Origin of the sequence: Christiangramia marina (genome assembly GCF_048285865.1) — a bacterium.
GTDB classification, from domain to species: domain Bacteria; phylum Bacteroidota; class Bacteroidia; order Flavobacteriales; family Flavobacteriaceae; genus Christiangramia; species Christiangramia marina.
Genome location: NZ_JBLVTK010000003.1, coordinates 316,413 through 333,353 on the forward strand (window position 1 = coordinate 316,413; position 16,941 = coordinate 333,353).

Annotated in this window: 18 protein-coding genes; 14 read left to right on the forward strand and 4 right to left on the reverse strand. The window is 37.7% G+C overall.

Annotation, left to right across the window (positions count from 1 at the left end; genetic code table 11):
- Positions 1-153 precede the first annotated feature (153 nt).
- Positions 154-1,032, forward strand: coding sequence for an AraC family transcriptional regulator (locus tag ACNKXS_RS12235; RefSeq protein ID WP_417921090.1), 879 nt, complete (start codon positions 154-156; stop codon positions 1,030-1,032).
- A 43-nt stretch (positions 1,033-1,075) separates the two neighbouring features.
- Here the strand turns inward: ACNKXS_RS12235 and ACNKXS_RS12240 are convergent, their stop codons facing one another.
- Positions 1,076-1,426, reverse strand: a complete 351-nt coding sequence (locus tag ACNKXS_RS12240) for a 4Fe-4S dicluster domain-containing protein (RefSeq protein ID WP_298247220.1) — start codon at positions 1,424-1,426, stop codon at positions 1,076-1,078.
- A gap of 134 nt (positions 1,427-1,560) precedes the next feature.
- On the opposite strand from ACNKXS_RS12240, the gene ACNKXS_RS12245 reads away from it, so the two are divergent.
- The 8 genes from ACNKXS_RS12245 (at position 1,561) to ACNKXS_RS12280 (ending at position 8,729) form a co-directional block, all read left to right on the forward strand.
- Complete coding sequence (locus ACNKXS_RS12245; protein WP_417921091.1) at positions 1,561-2,625, forward strand: acyl-CoA reductase; 1,065 nt, start codon at positions 1,561-1,563, stop codon at positions 2,623-2,625.
- Between the two features lie 74 nt (positions 2,626-2,699).
- The gene (gene serC, locus ACNKXS_RS12250) at positions 2,700-3,767 is read left to right on the forward strand and encodes a 3-phosphoserine/phosphohydroxythreonine transaminase (RefSeq protein WP_417921092.1); all 1,068 of its coding nucleotides are present in this window, start codon (positions 2,700-2,702) and stop codon (positions 3,765-3,767) included.
- A gap of 17 nt (positions 3,768-3,784) precedes the next feature.
- Complete coding sequence (locus tag ACNKXS_RS12255; protein ID WP_417921093.1) at positions 3,785-4,738, forward strand: D-2-hydroxyacid dehydrogenase; 954 nt, start codon at positions 3,785-3,787, stop codon at positions 4,736-4,738.
- 6 nt (positions 4,739-4,744) lie between these two features.
- Positions 4,745-5,293, forward strand: coding sequence for a hypothetical protein (locus ACNKXS_RS12260; protein ID WP_417921094.1), 549 nt, complete (start codon positions 4,745-4,747; stop codon positions 5,291-5,293).
- 30 nt (positions 5,294-5,323) lie between these two features.
- Positions 5,324-5,743, forward strand: a complete 420-nt coding sequence (locus tag ACNKXS_RS12265) for a DUF6146 family protein (protein WP_417921095.1) — start codon at positions 5,324-5,326, stop codon at positions 5,741-5,743.
- 29 nt (positions 5,744-5,772) lie between these two features.
- The gene (locus ACNKXS_RS12270; RefSeq protein ID WP_417921096.1) at positions 5,773-6,078 is read left to right on the forward strand and encodes a DUF6787 family protein; all 306 of its coding nucleotides are present in this window, start codon (positions 5,773-5,775) and stop codon (positions 6,076-6,078) included.
- A 10-nt stretch (positions 6,079-6,088) separates the two neighbouring features.
- Positions 6,089-6,406, forward strand: coding sequence for a hypothetical protein (locus tag ACNKXS_RS12275; protein WP_417921097.1), 318 nt, complete (start codon positions 6,089-6,091; stop codon positions 6,404-6,406).
- Between the two features lie 28 nt (positions 6,407-6,434).
- Positions 6,435-8,729 carry a TonB-dependent receptor gene (locus ACNKXS_RS12280; RefSeq protein ID WP_417921098.1) on the forward strand — a complete coding sequence of 765 codons (2,295 nt, stop codon included), beginning with the start codon at positions 6,435-6,437 and terminating at the stop codon, positions 8,727-8,729.
- Positions 8,730-8,783: 54 nt separating this feature from the next.
- Here ACNKXS_RS12280 and ACNKXS_RS12285 read toward each other — a convergent pair whose 3' ends face one another.
- From ACNKXS_RS12285 to msrA, 3 genes are read right to left on the reverse strand one after another with little or no spacing between them, the layout of a single operon-like run.
- On the reverse strand, positions 8,784-9,089 hold the full coding sequence (locus ACNKXS_RS12285) for a hypothetical protein (RefSeq protein WP_141877847.1): 306 nt from the start codon (positions 9,087-9,089) through the stop codon (positions 8,784-8,786).
- Positions 9,090-9,132: 43 nt separating this feature from the next.
- Positions 9,133-9,729 carry a GTP cyclohydrolase I FolE gene (gene folE, locus ACNKXS_RS12290; protein WP_417921099.1) on the reverse strand — a complete coding sequence of 199 codons (597 nt, stop codon included), beginning with the start codon at positions 9,727-9,729 and terminating at the stop codon, positions 9,133-9,135.
- Complete coding sequence (gene msrA, locus ACNKXS_RS12295) at positions 9,719-10,282, reverse strand: peptide-methionine (S)-S-oxide reductase MsrA (protein WP_417921100.1); 564 nt, start codon at positions 10,280-10,282, stop codon at positions 9,719-9,721. Before msrA ends, folE begins: the two co-directional genes overlap by 11 nt.
- A gap of 147 nt (positions 10,283-10,429) precedes the next feature.
- Between msrA and ACNKXS_RS12300 the strand changes: the two genes are divergently transcribed.
- The 5 genes from ACNKXS_RS12300 (at position 10,430) to ACNKXS_RS12320 (ending at position 16,902) form a co-directional block, all read left to right on the forward strand.
- Complete coding sequence (locus tag ACNKXS_RS12300; RefSeq protein WP_417921101.1) at positions 10,430-12,865, forward strand: DUF5916 domain-containing protein; 2,436 nt, start codon at positions 10,430-10,432, stop codon at positions 12,863-12,865.
- 51 nt (positions 12,866-12,916) lie between these two features.
- Positions 12,917-13,597, forward strand: coding sequence for an ABC transporter ATP-binding protein (locus ACNKXS_RS12305; protein WP_417921102.1), 681 nt, complete (start codon positions 12,917-12,919; stop codon positions 13,595-13,597).
- Positions 13,594-14,364, forward strand: coding sequence for a TIGR02757 family protein (locus ACNKXS_RS12310; protein ID WP_417921103.1), 771 nt, complete (start codon positions 13,594-13,596; stop codon positions 14,362-14,364). The genes ACNKXS_RS12305 and ACNKXS_RS12310 overlap by 4 nt, the downstream gene beginning before the upstream one ends.
- A 56-nt stretch (positions 14,365-14,420) precedes the next feature.
- Complete coding sequence (locus ACNKXS_RS12315; RefSeq protein WP_417921104.1) at positions 14,421-15,638, forward strand: GAF domain-containing sensor histidine kinase; 1,218 nt, start codon at positions 14,421-14,423, stop codon at positions 15,636-15,638.
- Between the two features lie 61 nt (positions 15,639-15,699).
- A complete protein-coding gene (locus ACNKXS_RS12320) occupies positions 15,700-16,902 on the forward strand; it encodes a GAF domain-containing sensor histidine kinase (protein ID WP_417921105.1) in 1,203 nt (400 codons plus the stop codon).
- Positions 16,903-16,941 lie beyond the last annotated feature (39 nt).

A 16,941-nucleotide genomic window follows, 5' to 3' on the forward strand; every position in this document is an offset into this window, starting at 1 on the left:
GGAAAAGTAGCGTGAAATGATCCAGTTTATGTACGCAATTACCCTTACGAAATCCATTTCAAACGTTATCGGTTAATCCAGCACATATAATTGCTAATTTTGTTCCACAAGCAATTATTCTTCAGATGTAATTTTAGACGTAATCTCGATATTATGAATACAACATCGAAACCAAGGCTGGAAAGAATAGAACCTGGATTTGGGAGTTCATTTTCATATAGAACCCATGATAAATTCCAGGTTGGTTCGAAAAAGACCTTTTGGCACTATCATCCGGAGGTCGAACTGGTTTACGTGAATGGCGGCTGCGGAAAGCGGCAAATAGGAAGTCATATATCTTATTACAGGAATGGTGATCTTATATTGATTGGCTCGCTTCTCCCCCATTGTGCTTTTACCGATGGACTTACTAATCATAATTGCGAAACGGTGATACAGTTTAGAAATGATTTTCTTGGAAATGATTTTCTGAACACACCTGAAATGTCACGAATCCAGGACCTCCTCGAAAGAGCGAAAAAAGGAATCGTTTTTCATAGCGACACTAAGCGTCGTATAGGAGCTATCATTGAATCCTTACGAGAGCTTAATCCTTTCCAGAAATTGCTTGGATTACTGGAAGTTTTAAATTCACTTGAAAAAACTGGCGATTATACGATTTTGAATGCTGAAGGTTTTCTGCTGGAAACTAACTTACAGGATAATGACCGAATCAATATCATATTTAATTATGTAAAAGAGCACTTCCAGAGACCAATTAGTTTAAAGGAGATAAGTGATAAGGTTAGTATGACCAACCCGGCATTCTGCAGGTATTTTAAAAGAATTACCGGAAAAACATTTACTCAGTTTGTGAATGAGTACAGACTTGCGCATTCAGCTAAACTATTACACGAAAGACAGATAAGTATAACCGATGTTTGCTTTGAAAGTGGTTTTAACAATTTTAGTCATTTTAATAAGCAATTCAAGGCATTTACCGGGAGGTCACCTTCAGTCTATAGAAGTGAACTAAAATTTAGCATCACATAAAAAAACCCGCCGATTGGCGAGTTTGTATTTTATAAATCGATCTTTAATCGTGATGCATAAAACTTTGTTTCTGAAGTAATTTTTCTTCAGATTCAACATGCTCATCATCTGGAACACAACAATCTACAGGACAAACTGCCGCACATTGAGGTTCTTCGTGAAAACCTTTACACTCGGTACATTTATCTGGTACTATATAGTAAATTTCATCGCTTATAGGTTCCTGAGCTTCATTTGCGTTGGCTTCTTTCCCTCCGGGAAGTACCACATCACCTTCTAGATCGGTTCCATCTGCATATCTCCAGTCATCTGCACCTTCGTAAATTGCCGTATTAGGACACTCTGGTTCACATGCACCGCAGTTTATACATTCATCGGTTATTACAATTGCCATAGCTCTGTTTTTATTGGTAAATTTAAGTACTGAGCGAAAAAAGACCTGAGCTTTTAGAGAAAATTATGGTTAATAGCTTCGGAAACTTTAATTTCGCTTCACAAATTTAAGATAGGCCACCCTCATAACCAAATATGAACATGACAATCGAAGCGCATACTTCAAACCTTGTTGCATTAGGAAAATTTTTAGGTCAGTTTCAGATCGATGGAGTTCAAAGACATCCAGATTTTTCAGAACTAGATGAGCTTACTAACGAAATACATGAGAAGATCGATGGTTCCATTCATCGTAACGGATGGTTTACCCGGGAAAATATTGTATTCTCACTTCAGCAGTGGAGCGAAGCATTAAAATTCGAGAATATTGAAAAATGGATAGGTCGCTATGATCTTTCAAATTCTGGCGGAAAAAAAATCGGGATTGTCATGGCTGGAAATATTCCACTGGTTGGTTTCCATGATTTTATTTCCACGATCATCTGTGATCACAAAGTACAGATAAAACAATCCTCGAGTGATGAGCTATTACTGCCTCTTATCGCTCGATTTCTTATCGAGCAGAATTCAGAATATAAGAACCGGATAGAATTTACCAAGGGGAAACTAGAGAATTTTGATGCGGTGATCGCCACCGGAAGTGATAATACTGCCCGGTATTTTGAATATTACTTTAAAGGAAAACCAAATATTGTTCGCAAGAACAGGAATTCTATAGCTATCCTTACTGGTAATGAATCTAAAGAAGAACTTGAGGCTTTAAGTGAGGACATCTTTCTTTATTATGGTTTAGGATGTCGTAATGTATCTAAATTATATGTGCCTGAAGGATATGATTTCGACCAGTTCTTCAAGGCTATGTATTCCTGGAATCCTATTATCAACGAAAATAAATATGCCAATAATTATGATTACAACAAGGCAGTTTATTTAATGAGCGAATATAAGATCCTTGATAACGGTTTTTTAATGCTGAAAGAGGATGAAAGTTTTGGTTCTCCAATCGCAACAGTATTTTACCAGACCTACAAGGATGAGGATAACCTGAAAGAAGTTCTAGAATCCAATTCCGAAAAATTGCAGTGTATAGTAAGGAAAGATCCAAAGCCTAATGAAGTTGCATTTGGTAAAACACAACAACCAGAACTGTGGGATTACGCAGACAATATTGATACTATAGAATTCCTTAGTAAACTTTAATCTTATCATTTCGATAACAGCAAAGACCTTCGAAATTTGGCATCTTTGTGAATACACACTTATAATACACACTAATGAAAAAGCATAATTTCAGCGCAGGTCCGTGCATATTACCACAGGAAGTATTTCAGGAAGCTTCCCAATCGATTCTGGATTTTAACAACTCTGGTCTTTCGATACTGGAGATTTCTCACCGTAGTGCAGATTTCGTGTCGGTTATGGAAGAAGCCCAGAATTTAGCTCTTGAACTTTTAGGGTTACAGGATAAAGGTTATAAAGCACTTTTTCTTCAGGGTGGCGCGAGTATGCAATTTTTAATGACCGCTTATAATTTACTGGATAGCAAAGCGGCCTACCTTAATACCGGTACATGGTCCTCCAAGGCGATCAAGGAAGCCAAATTGTTTGGTGAGGTGATAGAAGTAGCATCCTCAAAAGACAAGAACTTCAATTATATTCCGAAAGACTATTCAATTCCTGAGGATGCAGACTATTTTCACTGCACCAGTAACAATACAATTTTTGGAACACAGATAAAGGAATTTCCAAATACTGATGTTCCCATCGTTTGCGACATGAGTAGTGATATATTTTCTAGACAACTTAATTTTGAAGATTTTGATCTTATTTATGCCGGAGCCCAGAAGAATATGGGACCAGCCGGAACTGTTCTTGTCGTTGTAAAAGAAAACCTTTTGGGCAATGTTGACCGGCAGATTCCAAGCATGATGGATTATCAGGTGCATATCTCAAAAGATAGTATGTTTAATACACCTCCTGTTTACGCGGTATATGTTTCCATGCTTACTATGCGATGGATCAAAAAGAATGGTGGTATTGATGCCATGGAAAAAAGAAATGCCGAGAAAGCAGCTCTTTTATATGAAGAAATTGATCGTAATCCTTTATTCGAAGGCTTTGCCGCTAAAGAAGACAGGTCCCCAATGAACCTAACTTTCAACCTTAAAGATGAGGCTCATAAAGATCAATTCGATACATTGTGGAAGGATGCTGGCGTGAATGGTCTTAGCGGACATAGAAGTGTGGGTGGATACCGAGCATCCATGTACAATGCATTATCAATTGAAAGTGTGCAGGTAGTAGTAGATCTCATGCAGAAATTAGAAAAAGAAATAAACTAATCCAGACATAAATTAGAATGAAAGTATTAGCAAATGACGGTTTATCACAAAGTGGTGTACAACTATTAAAGGATGCCGGCTTTGAAGTTATCATAAAAAAAGTTGCCCAGGATCAACTGGAAGATTACTTAAATAGTAATGGTATTAGCGTACTTCTTGTACGCAGTGCTACAGAGGTTCGCAAGAATATTATAGATAATTGTATACATCTTAAAGTTATTGGACGCGGCGGTGTTGGTATGGATAATATCGATGTGGAATACGCCCGAAGTAAAGGTATTACCGTGATCAACACTCCCGAAGCTTCTTCAGCTTCCGTGGCAGAACTTGTTTTTGCTCATCTTTTTGGAGGTGCCAGAAAATTGCATGATTCCAATAGAAATATGCCTTTGGAAGGTGATTCCAGATTTAAGGATCTCAAAAAATCCTATGCTGGAGGATCTGAATTGCGTGGCAAAACACTTGGAATTATAGGTCTGGGCAGAATTGGTCGTGAAGTTGCTAAAATTGCTTTAGGAGTTGGTATGCGTGTGGTTGCCAGCGATAAGGAAGTTGGAGAAACCGAGATCACACTGGATTTCTACAATGACCAGAAAGTTACCATTCCTGTTAAGACTGAACCTGTAGAGCAGCTAATAGAACATGCAGATTTCATTAGTTTACATGTTCCCGCACAGTCTAAACCAATTATTGGTAAAGCAGAATTTGATAAAATGAAAAAGGGTGTGGGAATCATCAATACCGCTCGTGGTGGTATTTTAGATGAAGAAGCGCTTCTGAATGCGATCGAAGATGAAAAGGTTTCTTTTGCTGCTTTGGATACTTTTGAGAATGAACCTTCCCCAGCTATAAAATTATTGATGAACGAAAGTATTTCACTTAGTCCGCATATTGGTGCTGCAACTAGTGAGGCTCAGGAAAGAATTGGAGAAGAACTGGCACATCAAATTATCAAAATATTTAAAAAATAGAAGTCAATGGCAAATATTCTGGATCTTTTCAAAATTTCAAAGGGTAAAGACCTAATCCAAAATACTCATGCGGAGTTCAAACTGGATAAGGAATGGGTCCTGCAAATATTCGCATGCCTGTTGCCATGGACTATATCTAAACTTGAACTATCTAAATCCAAATCAGAACTGACAAAATTTAGTGATTTAAAGTTTGCAGATTTATTGAAGGAAAGTTCTATTATCTCTTCGGAAGATAAAAAGGTGATGAACTCATTACTGGAAGATACCTTCAAGGTAGAGTCTCATAGTTCAGAAAAATTTTTAACTATTGCTGAAAACATTACGGTTTCGATCATTTCTGAAATCCTATCTCTAGACGGCAAATTGGAGCTTACTGAAATTAAACAAACGTTATTAGGTGCTTCTGAAAAAGCTTCAGAAGAATATATAAAAGTAATTACGAGCGGATCAAATGATACCGCAGATCTTATCAAACCTGCCGGAAGAATCGCTCTGGAAGATAAAGACTCTTCCGAAGACAGTATTTTAGGAGGTTTTACAGGAGGGAAATAGGGAATGCTTATTGCAGCTAATTAAATTGTTATGAAGAATATAATTTACATTTGCCTACTGGCTTTATTTATTTATAGTTGTGGCTCCGGTAGATCCAGAGATTTTAAGGACAGGGATGCAACTAACGATACTGTTCGTATCGCCAATGATAGTCTTGAATATGAAATAATTATCATTGAGCCAGGATTCAATTTGTTCATCAATTCTTATGCTCGACCTAGAGGATATCATACGCAGTCTTATCTGGAAAATAAAAACCAGTTTCTGGTAACTGAATATAATACGAGGGTTATGCAACCACAAACCTACGATCCCAATTTATATATCAATCAAATAAACTACGATCCGAACATTAATTATGGGTATGAGGTAAATTATTTGCTGTACAATTATTTTGTTTTTTTCAGCCGGCATTATAACCAACGATTTAGTGTTCCTACACGAATTTGATTTTTTAAGCAAAATCGTATATTTGCCGTATGAAAAAACTGAAGGCTAGATGGGGAATTGATGATAACTGGCAGCTTTTTATCATATTGCTGGTTTTCGCCATTACGGGTTCTTCCTCTGCGAAAATTGCCGGCCCGCTCTGTCAATTCCTGGGAATCACATCTGAAACTACACACTGGAGCATTTACTGGACACTTCGAATTTTATTGATATTTCCAATATACCAAATCTTGCTGGTGAGTTTTGGTTGGATATTTGGTCAGTTTCAATTTTTCTGGGCTTTCGAAAAGAAAATGTTGAGCAGGCTCGGTCTGGCTAAAATGTTTGATACCTAATATGGTTTTGATGAAGAACATACTTCTAGCTTTTACGGCAGTCCTCATACTGCTTCCTAGCGGAGTGAGTTTTTCGCATATTTTCTCAGATCATGGACATAAAATATGTAATAATTATGCAGATCAGCATTATCATGATAAGTCCTTAGATTGCGAACTTCATAAATTTCAAAAGAATCCAATTATATCTCTGGACGTCCAGAGTTTTGAATTTACTGAGGTATTCTATACCTCTACTCTTACCTGCGATTATTATCGATTTTTAAATGATTATGAACCATTATGCTATGAGCTACGTGGTCCACCAGCTTTATCTATTACAGGATAATGCAGTAATAATCATTTAAAATATTTCAATGCGTAATACAATGCTATTGACACTGCTATTGGCAGTTCAGTCTATTATATATGGACAAAATTCCCTGAGCGGAAAAATCACCGATCAGGATACTCAGGAACCAGTTCTTGGTGCAAATATTTATTTCCCTGCTCTCGAAAGAGGGACGATGACAGATTTTGATGGTAATTTTAATATATCAGATCTGCCAAGCGGTAATTTTAAAATGGTGGTATCTTCGATAGGGTACGCCAGTTATACCCAGGATGTGGTTCTACCTTCCCAGAATATTACCATTACATTAAATTCTTCAGCCATAGAAATGGAAGAGGTTATAGTATCTACTCCATTTCACCAATTACAAAGTGATAATGTGATGAAGGTGGAACGCGAAAGTGTTTCTGAACTTTCTAAAAATGGAGCTGTAAACCTTTCCGAAGGAATTACTCAAATAGCGGGAGTTGAAAATCTAACCACGGGATTGGGTATTGGAAAACCTGTAATAAGAGGACTTAGTTCTAATCGAGTGCTAGTGTACACTCAGGGAGTTCGTTTAGAGAATCAGCAATACGGCGATGAGCATGGCTTGGGAATTAGCTCTAAAGGGATTGCCAGCGTGGAAGTTATCAAAGGACCTGCCTCTTTACTCTACGGAAGTGATGCCATTGGTGGAGTTTTATATCTGAATCCCGAAAGATACGCCCCTGAGAATAGCACGAAAGCAAGTCTGGAGTCAGATTATTTTACAAATACGCTAGGGTATCAAACTAGTTTAATGGCTTCTACTGCTGGTGAACGACTAAAAATTATTGCACGAGGAAGTTATGCTGCTCATAGTGATTATGAAACAGGAGATGGAGAAAGAGTTACCAATACTCGTTTTAATGAGAAAGATATCAAAGCGGGAATTGGTTTGCAGAACAGTGTTTATAAAGGAGATCTACGATATAACTTTAATAATTCAGAAATTGGTATTCCGGAAGAACTGGGTGTTCAATCCACTGATAAAGATCCACTTCTACCCTACCAGAATATCGACAACCATATCCTGAGTCTTGATAACAAGTTTTATCTGAATAATTCCAGTATCGACCTTAAAGTTGGTTACCAGTTTAACGATCGCCAGGAATTTGAAGACCATCATCATCACGAAGATCATGAAGGTGAAGAGCACGAAGAACACGAGGGCGAAGAGCATGAAGAGGATGTACATGGAAATGAAGATCATGAAGGTGATGAACCAGCTCTTGAGATGCATTTGGAAACTTTAAACTATAATCTAAAATACAATTTCCCCAAGTTCGATAACCTGGACGTTATTGCCGGAGTACAGGGAATGTGGCAGAGCAACGAGAATTTTGGTGAGGAAATTTTAATACCCGATGCTACTACTACTGATTTTGGTTTATTCGCCACTGCTCATTATCACTTACCAAGAATTGATTTTCAAGGAGGTATACGATATGATAACAGATCTATTGAAACAGAATCCTATATCGCAGAGGACGGTGATATACTTGATGAAGTAGATCGACAGTTCAATAGCTTTAATGGAGCTTTAGGTGCAAAATTGGATATTACCGATAATCTTACCACCAGGTTAAATCTTGCCAGTGGCTTTAGAGCGCCTAATTTATCTGAACTAACCTCTAATGGTTCTCACAATGGTGCTAACAGATACGAGATTGGAAATCCTGATCTAGATAATGAACAGAATTTCCAGATTGATCTTGCCGTGGAATGGAGAAATCAACATTTCGAAGCTTTTGTAAATGGGTTTTCTAATAATGTAAATGACTATATATTTATAAGTCCGTCTGGAGAAATTATAGATGATGAGAATGTATTTCGTTATCAGCAAGATGACGCTAAATTGTATGGTGGCGAAATAGGTATCCACCTTCACCCACATCCATTGGACTGGCTTCACCTGGAAAGTAGCTTTGAAACAGTAACCGGAAAACTGGATAATGATGATTACCTTCCATTAATTCCAGCAAATTCTCTTACGAACACATTCAGGGTTGAATTTGATAAAGGGAAGTTATTATCGGGTTCTTATAGTTTTATAACACTAAAGAATGTGTTTGATCAGGAAAACCCTGGCAGTTTTGAAACCCGAACTGGTGGTTACAGCCTGGTGAATCTGGGTGCCGGAACTGAGCTTAGAACCAACAGCGCGTTATTTGAATTGCGACTAAGTGTGAACAATCTATTTGATAAGGATTATTTTGCACACCTGTCCCGATTAAAGAATGATAGCATATCTAATATTGGGAGAAACATCATGCTCTCTGCTAATATTCATATTTAAATAAAAAAGGGCTACTGAAATTAGTAGCCCTTCTTTATTTATATCTGGTAAATTCTAATAACTTTCTACTTCGATCACCTGTGGTTGCATCATAGGTTCCTTCTTCCAGACATAGGTGTATAGATACATTAGTGTAAAAGTTGGAATTATATCAGTTCCTGGAAGGATCTCTTCAATAAAAACAAGTACTGAGGCTAATTTACCTTTTCTACCCGGATACATATCTCTCATCTTTTTAGCAGCATATGGCGCCCATAGTAAATCCAGAAATGGACCTACGAATGGAATTGCAACAGTTGCCATCCCTACAAGGTCGTATACCAGACCTTTTGCAAATAATTTATTTTTAAATAGCTTCATGTTTTTTGGTTTTGACTATTTAAAAGCAAATAAGGTGCCAAATCTATTTAAGGTCGGAGCTTATAAGTTTAAGGAACTCATTCCTGGTTTCAATTTCTTTGAACTGTCCACGGAAACCCGATGTTGTGGTGGCACTGTTCTGCTTCTGCACTCCGCGCATCATCATACACATATGTACCGCTTCGATGACCACAGCTACTCCCTGAGGTTGCAGTGTATTATTCAAACATTCCAGAATATCATGGGTTAGTCTCTCCTGTACCTGTAACCTTCGGGCAAAAACATCCACGACACGAGGAAGCTTACTTAATCCTACGATCTTTCCGTTAGGGATGTATGCTATATGAGCTTTTCCGAAGAATGGCAGCATATGATGTTCGCAAAGTGAATATAATTCTATATCCTTCACTACAACCATTTCATCATAATCTTCAGAAAACATAGCTTTCTTCAGAATTTTTTCCGCATCCATTTCATATCCCTGAGTTAAGAATTGCATTGCTTTGGCAGCTCTTTCAGGAGTCTTAACGATTCCTTCTCGTTCGGGATTTTCTCCAACGCCCACAAGGATGTCCTGAAAACTCTGTTTCATTTTGCCAGTAACCTCCTGGTTGTATTCTTCAAAAAATTTATATGCCATGATCATTAGTTTGCTTAAGCTTATCTGAAAAATACTTTTTCAGCTTTGATATTTTCGGGTCAATTATAAACTGGCAATATGGTTGTTGCCTGTGTTGATTGTAAAAATCCTGATGTTCCTGTTCTGCAACATAAAAAGCGGAAGCTTCAGTAACTTCGGTTACGATAGGATCTTCAAACGCATTTTCTTCTTCAATAACTTCTATGGTTTTTCTCGCTATCTTCTCCTGTTCTTCATCATGAAAGAATATCGCACTTCTATATTGGGTTCCAACATCATTCTGCTGCCTGTTAAGTGTCGTTGGATCATGAGTCGCAAAAAACACCAACAGTAAGTCGTTGTATGCAATCTTATCTGGATCGTATGTAATCTGTATTGCTTCTGCATGTCCGGTGCGGCCTGTAATGATCTCTCTATAGGCGGGATTCTTGATCGCACCCCCTGTAAAACCTGATACCACTTTTTCTACACCATTCAATCTCTGAAAAACAGCCTCTGTACACCAGAAACATCCTCCGGCAAGGGTCGCTTTCTTCAAATTATCTTCATTCATAACCTGCAATATTATTTTTGTTTATCAAATTTAAGGTCTAATTAAACAAGAAATACCTCGTTTAACGGGAATTTAATGAAAAACTTTGCCGATAAAATTTTAGCATTTACTTTTACGTAAATATCAATATTGAACATTCATCAATAAATGTCGAAAAAATACTGGCTGCTTTTCATTATTATCATCAATTGCAGCATTTTATCCTCACAAAATTCAGAAATTAGGAAAAATTACGAGGCAACTCGTATACAGGAAGCACCAAAGATCGATGGACTAGCTTCGGAAGAAGTATGGAAGAAAGCTGCTACAGCGGAAAAATTTGTAATGGTTGAGCCTGGAGATGGTACTCCAATTCCCGAATCCCACGCTACAGAAGTCAAGATCTTATATGATGATCTTGCGATCTATATTGCTGCGACCATGAAGGAAAGTGATCCAGATAAAACAATCAGGCAATTTACTCAGCGGGATAATCTTCAACAATCTGAATATTTTTTGATGGACATCAACACTTATGATGATGGTGAGAACCAGACCAGGTTTATAGTAACCTCTGCTGGAACGCAAGCCGATGCACGCATTACAGGATCTCAGGAGGATTATGGTTATAATGTAGTATGGGAGTCGGCAGTTTCCAAGGATGAAAATGGTTGGTATCTTGAAATGAAGATCCCTTATTCTGCATTGAGATTTCCGGAAACTGAAAAACAAAGATGGGGCTTGCAGTTTTCACGTGAGATCACGCATAGAAATGAAACATATGTCTGGAACTATATCAATAAGTCGGTAGGACAAATGGCACAGTACACAGGTTTACTTACTGGGATTAATAATATTGATCCCCCTGTTCGCCTGAGTCTGTATCCATTTATACAATCTGCTTTTGACTCATTTGACGGCAGTGATGATTTTAGTTTCAACGCTGGAATGGATCTGAAATATGGTATTAATGATTCCTTTACCTTGGATATGACTTTAGTGCCAGACTTTGGACAGACAGCTTATGACGAAGTTGAATTGAATCTGGGTCCTTTTGAACAGATCTTTGGTGAGAACCGCGCTTTCTTTACTGAAGGAACTGAGCTTTTTAATAAAGGAAATTTATTTTATTCCAGAAGAGTTGGGAGTACTCCTATTGGTTTCAACACGGCTCAAACCAGCAGACTTGATAGTGAGGAAATTATTGAAAATCCGAGCAGAACAGATCTTCTTAATGCGCTGAAAGTTTCAGGAAGAACAGATCGTGGTTTAGGTATTGGAGTCTTTAATGCAATTACCAGCGAAGCGAAAGCAGTATTTCGCGATACTTTAACTGGCAACACAAGATCCAAGATCACCGAGCCACTTGCCAATTATAATATTGTTGTTCTGGATCAAAGGTTTAATAAAAACTCATCTATAACACTGATTAATACAAATGTGACACGTGATGGAAACTTTAGAGATGGGAATGTGACAGGCTTCCTGTTTGACGTGTACAACAAGGCGAACAGTTTTAATGTTGAAGGACAGGCAAAGATGAGTAACGTCAATCTTCCCGGCCAGAATCTTACTGGTTTTGCCTCCTATTTTGCAGCACGCCGTACGAAAGGAAATTTCAGGTATAGAGTTGCTCATGAGTTCGCGAACGAGACTTTCGACATTAACGACCTTGGCATCAACTTTACGAACAATTACAACAATATTTTCTGGGGGACTTCCTACCAGATCTTTGAACCACAGGGTAATCTCAACAATTTTCAAATTAGTCTATACGGCCAGCACCTTCGAAGATACAAACCAGACAAAACGATCAATACCGGAATGGGCGGAGATTTCTTTGCGATGACTCGCGAGCGTTTTGCTTTTGGAGGGTCTCTGGATTTCAATTCAAAGTTTAGAGACTATTTTGAAACCAGGGCTGAAAATACGTATGTTACCTACAAACCTTTTGCAAGTTCAAGATTTTTTATATCATCAGATTATCGAAAGAAATTTGCAATTGACTCCAGGATCTATGTGGAAGAATATTTCGATACAGATTATGCCTATTATGGTTTGAGCATTGAACCAAGATTCAGGTTTAGTGACAGGTTCAATATGGTTTATGAGTTTGATTACGGATTGCAAAAAGAGCGTCCCAGTTTCGTAAATAAAGTAAATGACAATATCATCTTCGGAATAAGAGATCAGAAAACTGTAGAAAATTCTATTCGAGCGAATTACAATTTCAATACAAAACAAGGCTTAAGTTTGAGTGCGAGACAATTCTGGTCTACGGCAAGTTTTGGTGATAACTCCTTCCAGAAATTGATAGCAGAAGGTGAACTTGAACCTACCAGTTATGATACTAATACTTTCAGAGATCCAGACGCGAATTTTAATATCTGGAATCTGGATCTAAGCTACCGCTGGCAGTTTGCGCCCGGTAGTGAAGCCGTGCTCCTGTATCGAAACTCGATTTTTAATGAAGATAAACTGAGTGAGCTCAATTATTCAGATAGCCTGGATAATTTATTTTCAAAACCTGCACGGCACAATTTAAGCCTTAGGGTCGTTTATTTTATAGATTACAATAACCTCCGAAACATATTCCGCAGTTAACTTGGGGAATGTGTGCAATTTGGCTAATTTCGGAATGTTTATTTCGCATTCATGATAATCGCAAAGAACATACATAAATATTACGGGGATCTGCACGTATTGAAGTCGGTAGACCTGCATATCAAGAAGAAAGAAATCGTTTCGATCGTTGGAGCTTCAGGTGCTGGAAAAACCACATTATTGCAAATCCTGGGGACTCTGGACAAACCGGGAAAAGATAAAAATTCAGAACTTCTTATTAATGGAACTGATATCTACGGACTCAAATCCAGAGAACTTTCTAAATTCCGAAACAAGCATATAGGATTCATTTTTCAGTTTCACCAGTTGCTTCCAGAATTTACAGCATTGGAAAATATTTGCATTCCAGCATTTATTCATAAAACTCCAAAAAAGGAGGCTGAAGACCGCGCTATGGAATTACTTGAATTTCTTGGGCTTAAAAACAGGGCTTCTCACAAACCTGGAGAATTGAGTGGCGGAGAACAACAGAGAATCGCGGTAGCCAGAAGTCTTATTAACAATCCTGCAGTGATCTTTGCAGATGAACCATCAGGCAACCTGGATTCAGAATCTGCGGAAAATCTTCACCAGTTATTTTTCAGGCTCAGAGATGAATTTGATCAAACTTTTGTGATCGTTACGCATAATGAAGAACTGGCGAATATGGCAGATAGAAAACTTACGATGGTAGACGGTAAAATTGCTCCTGAAATAAAAACCAGTATTTGAAAAAGTCAGAATTAAAAGAATTTCTTGATTTTAAAACGGCTCAGTACAACACACTAGCATTCATTGCGGAGGACCCGGTTAGTATTCCCCATTTATTTCAGAAGAAAGAAGATATTGAGATTTCGGGTTTTCTGGCAGCAACGATTGCCTGGGGAAACCGTAAAAGCATTTTAAAAAATGCTAACCAGATGATGAAATTAATGGATCATGCTCCCTATGATTTTATTTTAAATCATTCAGAACAGGATCTTGAAAGATTCGAAGGTTTCGTTCATCGTACTTTTAATGCGAATGATCTAAAGTATTTTCTAAAATCACTTCGGAATATTTATCTTGAGCATGGCGGACTGGAGAATATTTTTATCAAATATCAAACTGAAACCGATCTTCAGAATGCCATCCATGAACTAAAAAAGATCTTTTTCGAATTAGCTCACCAGGTAAGAACCGAGAAACATGTAAGTGATCCGCTGAAAAATTCAGCAGCAAAAAGAATCAATATGTATTTGCGCTGGATGATCAGGAAAGATAAGCATGGCGTGGATTTTGGAATATGGGAAACCATTCCTGCAGCAAAACTTAGCTGTCCTTTAGACGTTCATTCTGGTAACGTTGCAAGGAAACTCGGGATATTGCACAGGAAAGCGAATGATGCTAAAGCAGTAAAAGAGCTCGACTTGGAATTGAGAAAAATGGATCCCTTGGATCCCGTTAAATATGATTTTGCACTCTTTGGTCTGGGTGTTTATGAAAAAGATCGGTTTTAGTATTTTTAACATCAGTATATTTATCTTTCTTTGAACCTAAAAAACAGGATGCATATATGATAACTCCGGAAAAGCCAGTGAATGAACTTCAAAGACTTGAGTCTCTGCGAGAACTCAATATAATGGATACTCTTCCGGAAGAGGCTTATGATAATATTACCAGGCTCGCTAGTTATATATGTAAAACGCCAATCGCGGTGGTAAATATGATCGATGCCGATCGTAATTTTTTCAAATCCAGTTATGGAACAGATTTGAAAGGTTCACCTCGAGATGTTTCCTTTTGTGGTCATACCATTACAGATCCTGAGAATTTACTGGAAGTTCCAAACGCGTTGAAGGATAATCGCTTTTCTGATAATCCTTTCGTTACTGCAGATACACCTATTAATTACTACGCAGGTATTTCACTTCTGGATCCAAAAGGCTATCCTATGGGAACGCTTTGTGTTTATGATTCCAAAGAGCATCATCTGGACGAAGAACAGAAAATGGCATTGAAATCTTTAGGGAAACAGGTGGAGCTTTTACTGGAAACACGCAGAGCCAACAGTGTGCTTGAAAAAATGAAAGAAGAGCTTGATGAAAGCTATCAGGTATTGCAACAATTTGCGAGCACTGTATCTCATGACCTTAAGATGCCTCTTGCAAATATGATCATTACTGCAGATGTTCTCAAAGCAAAGTATGCTGTGAAATTAGGTGAAGAAGGAGCGAAATATATCTCTTACCTTAAGGATTCCGGGCTTACTCTAAGTGACTATATAAATGGCTTACTTGATCATTATTCCAACGAACACCATAGTGAGAATAGTGTAAAAGAATTCTTTTTAAACGATATGCTGGAGGACATTATAGATCTTCTCCAGATCGCGGATAACTGTGAGATCAATCTACCCGATAATAATCTATTGATAGATGGAAATGCCTCAGCTATAGGGCAGATCTTCATGAATTTGATCAATAATAGTCTTAAATACAATGATCAGGAAAAAATAGTGATCGATATTGATTGTACAGAAAACGAGCACTTTTTCAATTTTAAAATTAGTGACAATGGGATAGGTATCGCACAGGAACAGCAATCTAAAATCTTCGATCTTTTTACTACGGTGGCTAAACAGGATCGTAGAGGTAAGAAAGGTCATGGAATTGGACTTTCCACAGTTAAAAAGCTGGTAAACAGTCTTGGAGGTACTATTACGGTTAATTCTGAAGAAAATAAAGGTACTGTGTTCGAGTTCAGCGTTTTACGACATAATATCCCGGTTTAAGCTTTTATTCTGAAAAAGTTATTTAAATTTAAATAACTTTAAATCAAGAATGTAAGGGGAAATGCAGAAAAATTCAGGCACTTTTAATGAGAAATTAAGGCGGGCCGCTTTAAAGGAATATCAAATTGTAAATACGGGACCAGACGAAGATTATGATAATCTTACTTTCCTGGCCACAGTCGCCTGCGAGGTTTCGATCGCCAAAATAAATATCGTTGATCGGGATCGTATATGGAACAAATCTGTACATGGAGCCGAATCTACTGAGGTCGAACGAGAGCATTCTTTTTGTGACCTAACGATCAAAAGTAAAACTCCTATTCTCTGTCTAAAGCGCTCAGAAGATCCCGAAATATTTGAGTCGGCTACAGGATTGTATTCTACTGAATATAGTTTTTATGCCGGTGTCCCGTTATATAATCCCGATGGTCATGCTATAGCGGTTTTCTGTATTTTTGACACATACGAGAAAGAGCTTAGTTCCAAGCAGGAAGCAGCGCTTCTAGCCTTATCAAAACAAGCCTTAAAGTTATTTGAGTCCAGAAAGCAGAAACAGAAACTTTTTACTGTTCAGAATAAACTGGAAGAAAAGTATAAGGAGTTAGAGAAATTCGCGAGTCTGGTATCGCATGATTTGAAGTCTCCCCTTGCGAATATCATATCACTCAGTGAATTACTTAAAGATGAAAACAAGGAGAAATTCGATGAAGAAACGAACCAATACCTGCAATTTCTGGTTGAAGCCTCTTATTCTCTGCGAAATTATATTGATGGTATCTTAAGCTTTTATCGCAGTGATCATGTCATCAAAAAAGAAGCTTCTAATATAAATTTAGGCAAGCTTTTAAAGCCTATCGTAGATCTTTATACGGTTTCCAACAATATTGAGATTAGTTACCCAGAAGATATTGAGTTGACCGCTGTCAATAAAGCTGCGCTCACGCAGGTCTTCATGAATTTGATTAGTAATGCACTCAAATACAACGATAAGGATATAAGAAAAGTCAGGATCGCATTCACTCCAGAAGAAGAATTTTACACCTTTGAAGTGATCGATAATGGAAATGGAATTCCTGCGGAAAGATTTGAAAAGATCTTTGAATTATTTGCTACGCTCGATACCGCCGACCGTGATGGAAATGTAGGTAGTGGAATTGGGCTTGCTACAGTGAAGAAGTTAGTAGAATCCTTGCATGGGAAAGTGAGTATTTCATCTACCGAAGGTGAAGGAAGTAATTTTAAATTTAGCGTTCCCCGACACTAAAACTTCTGAGTCTTTAGCTATATTTGAGAAACAGCTTTG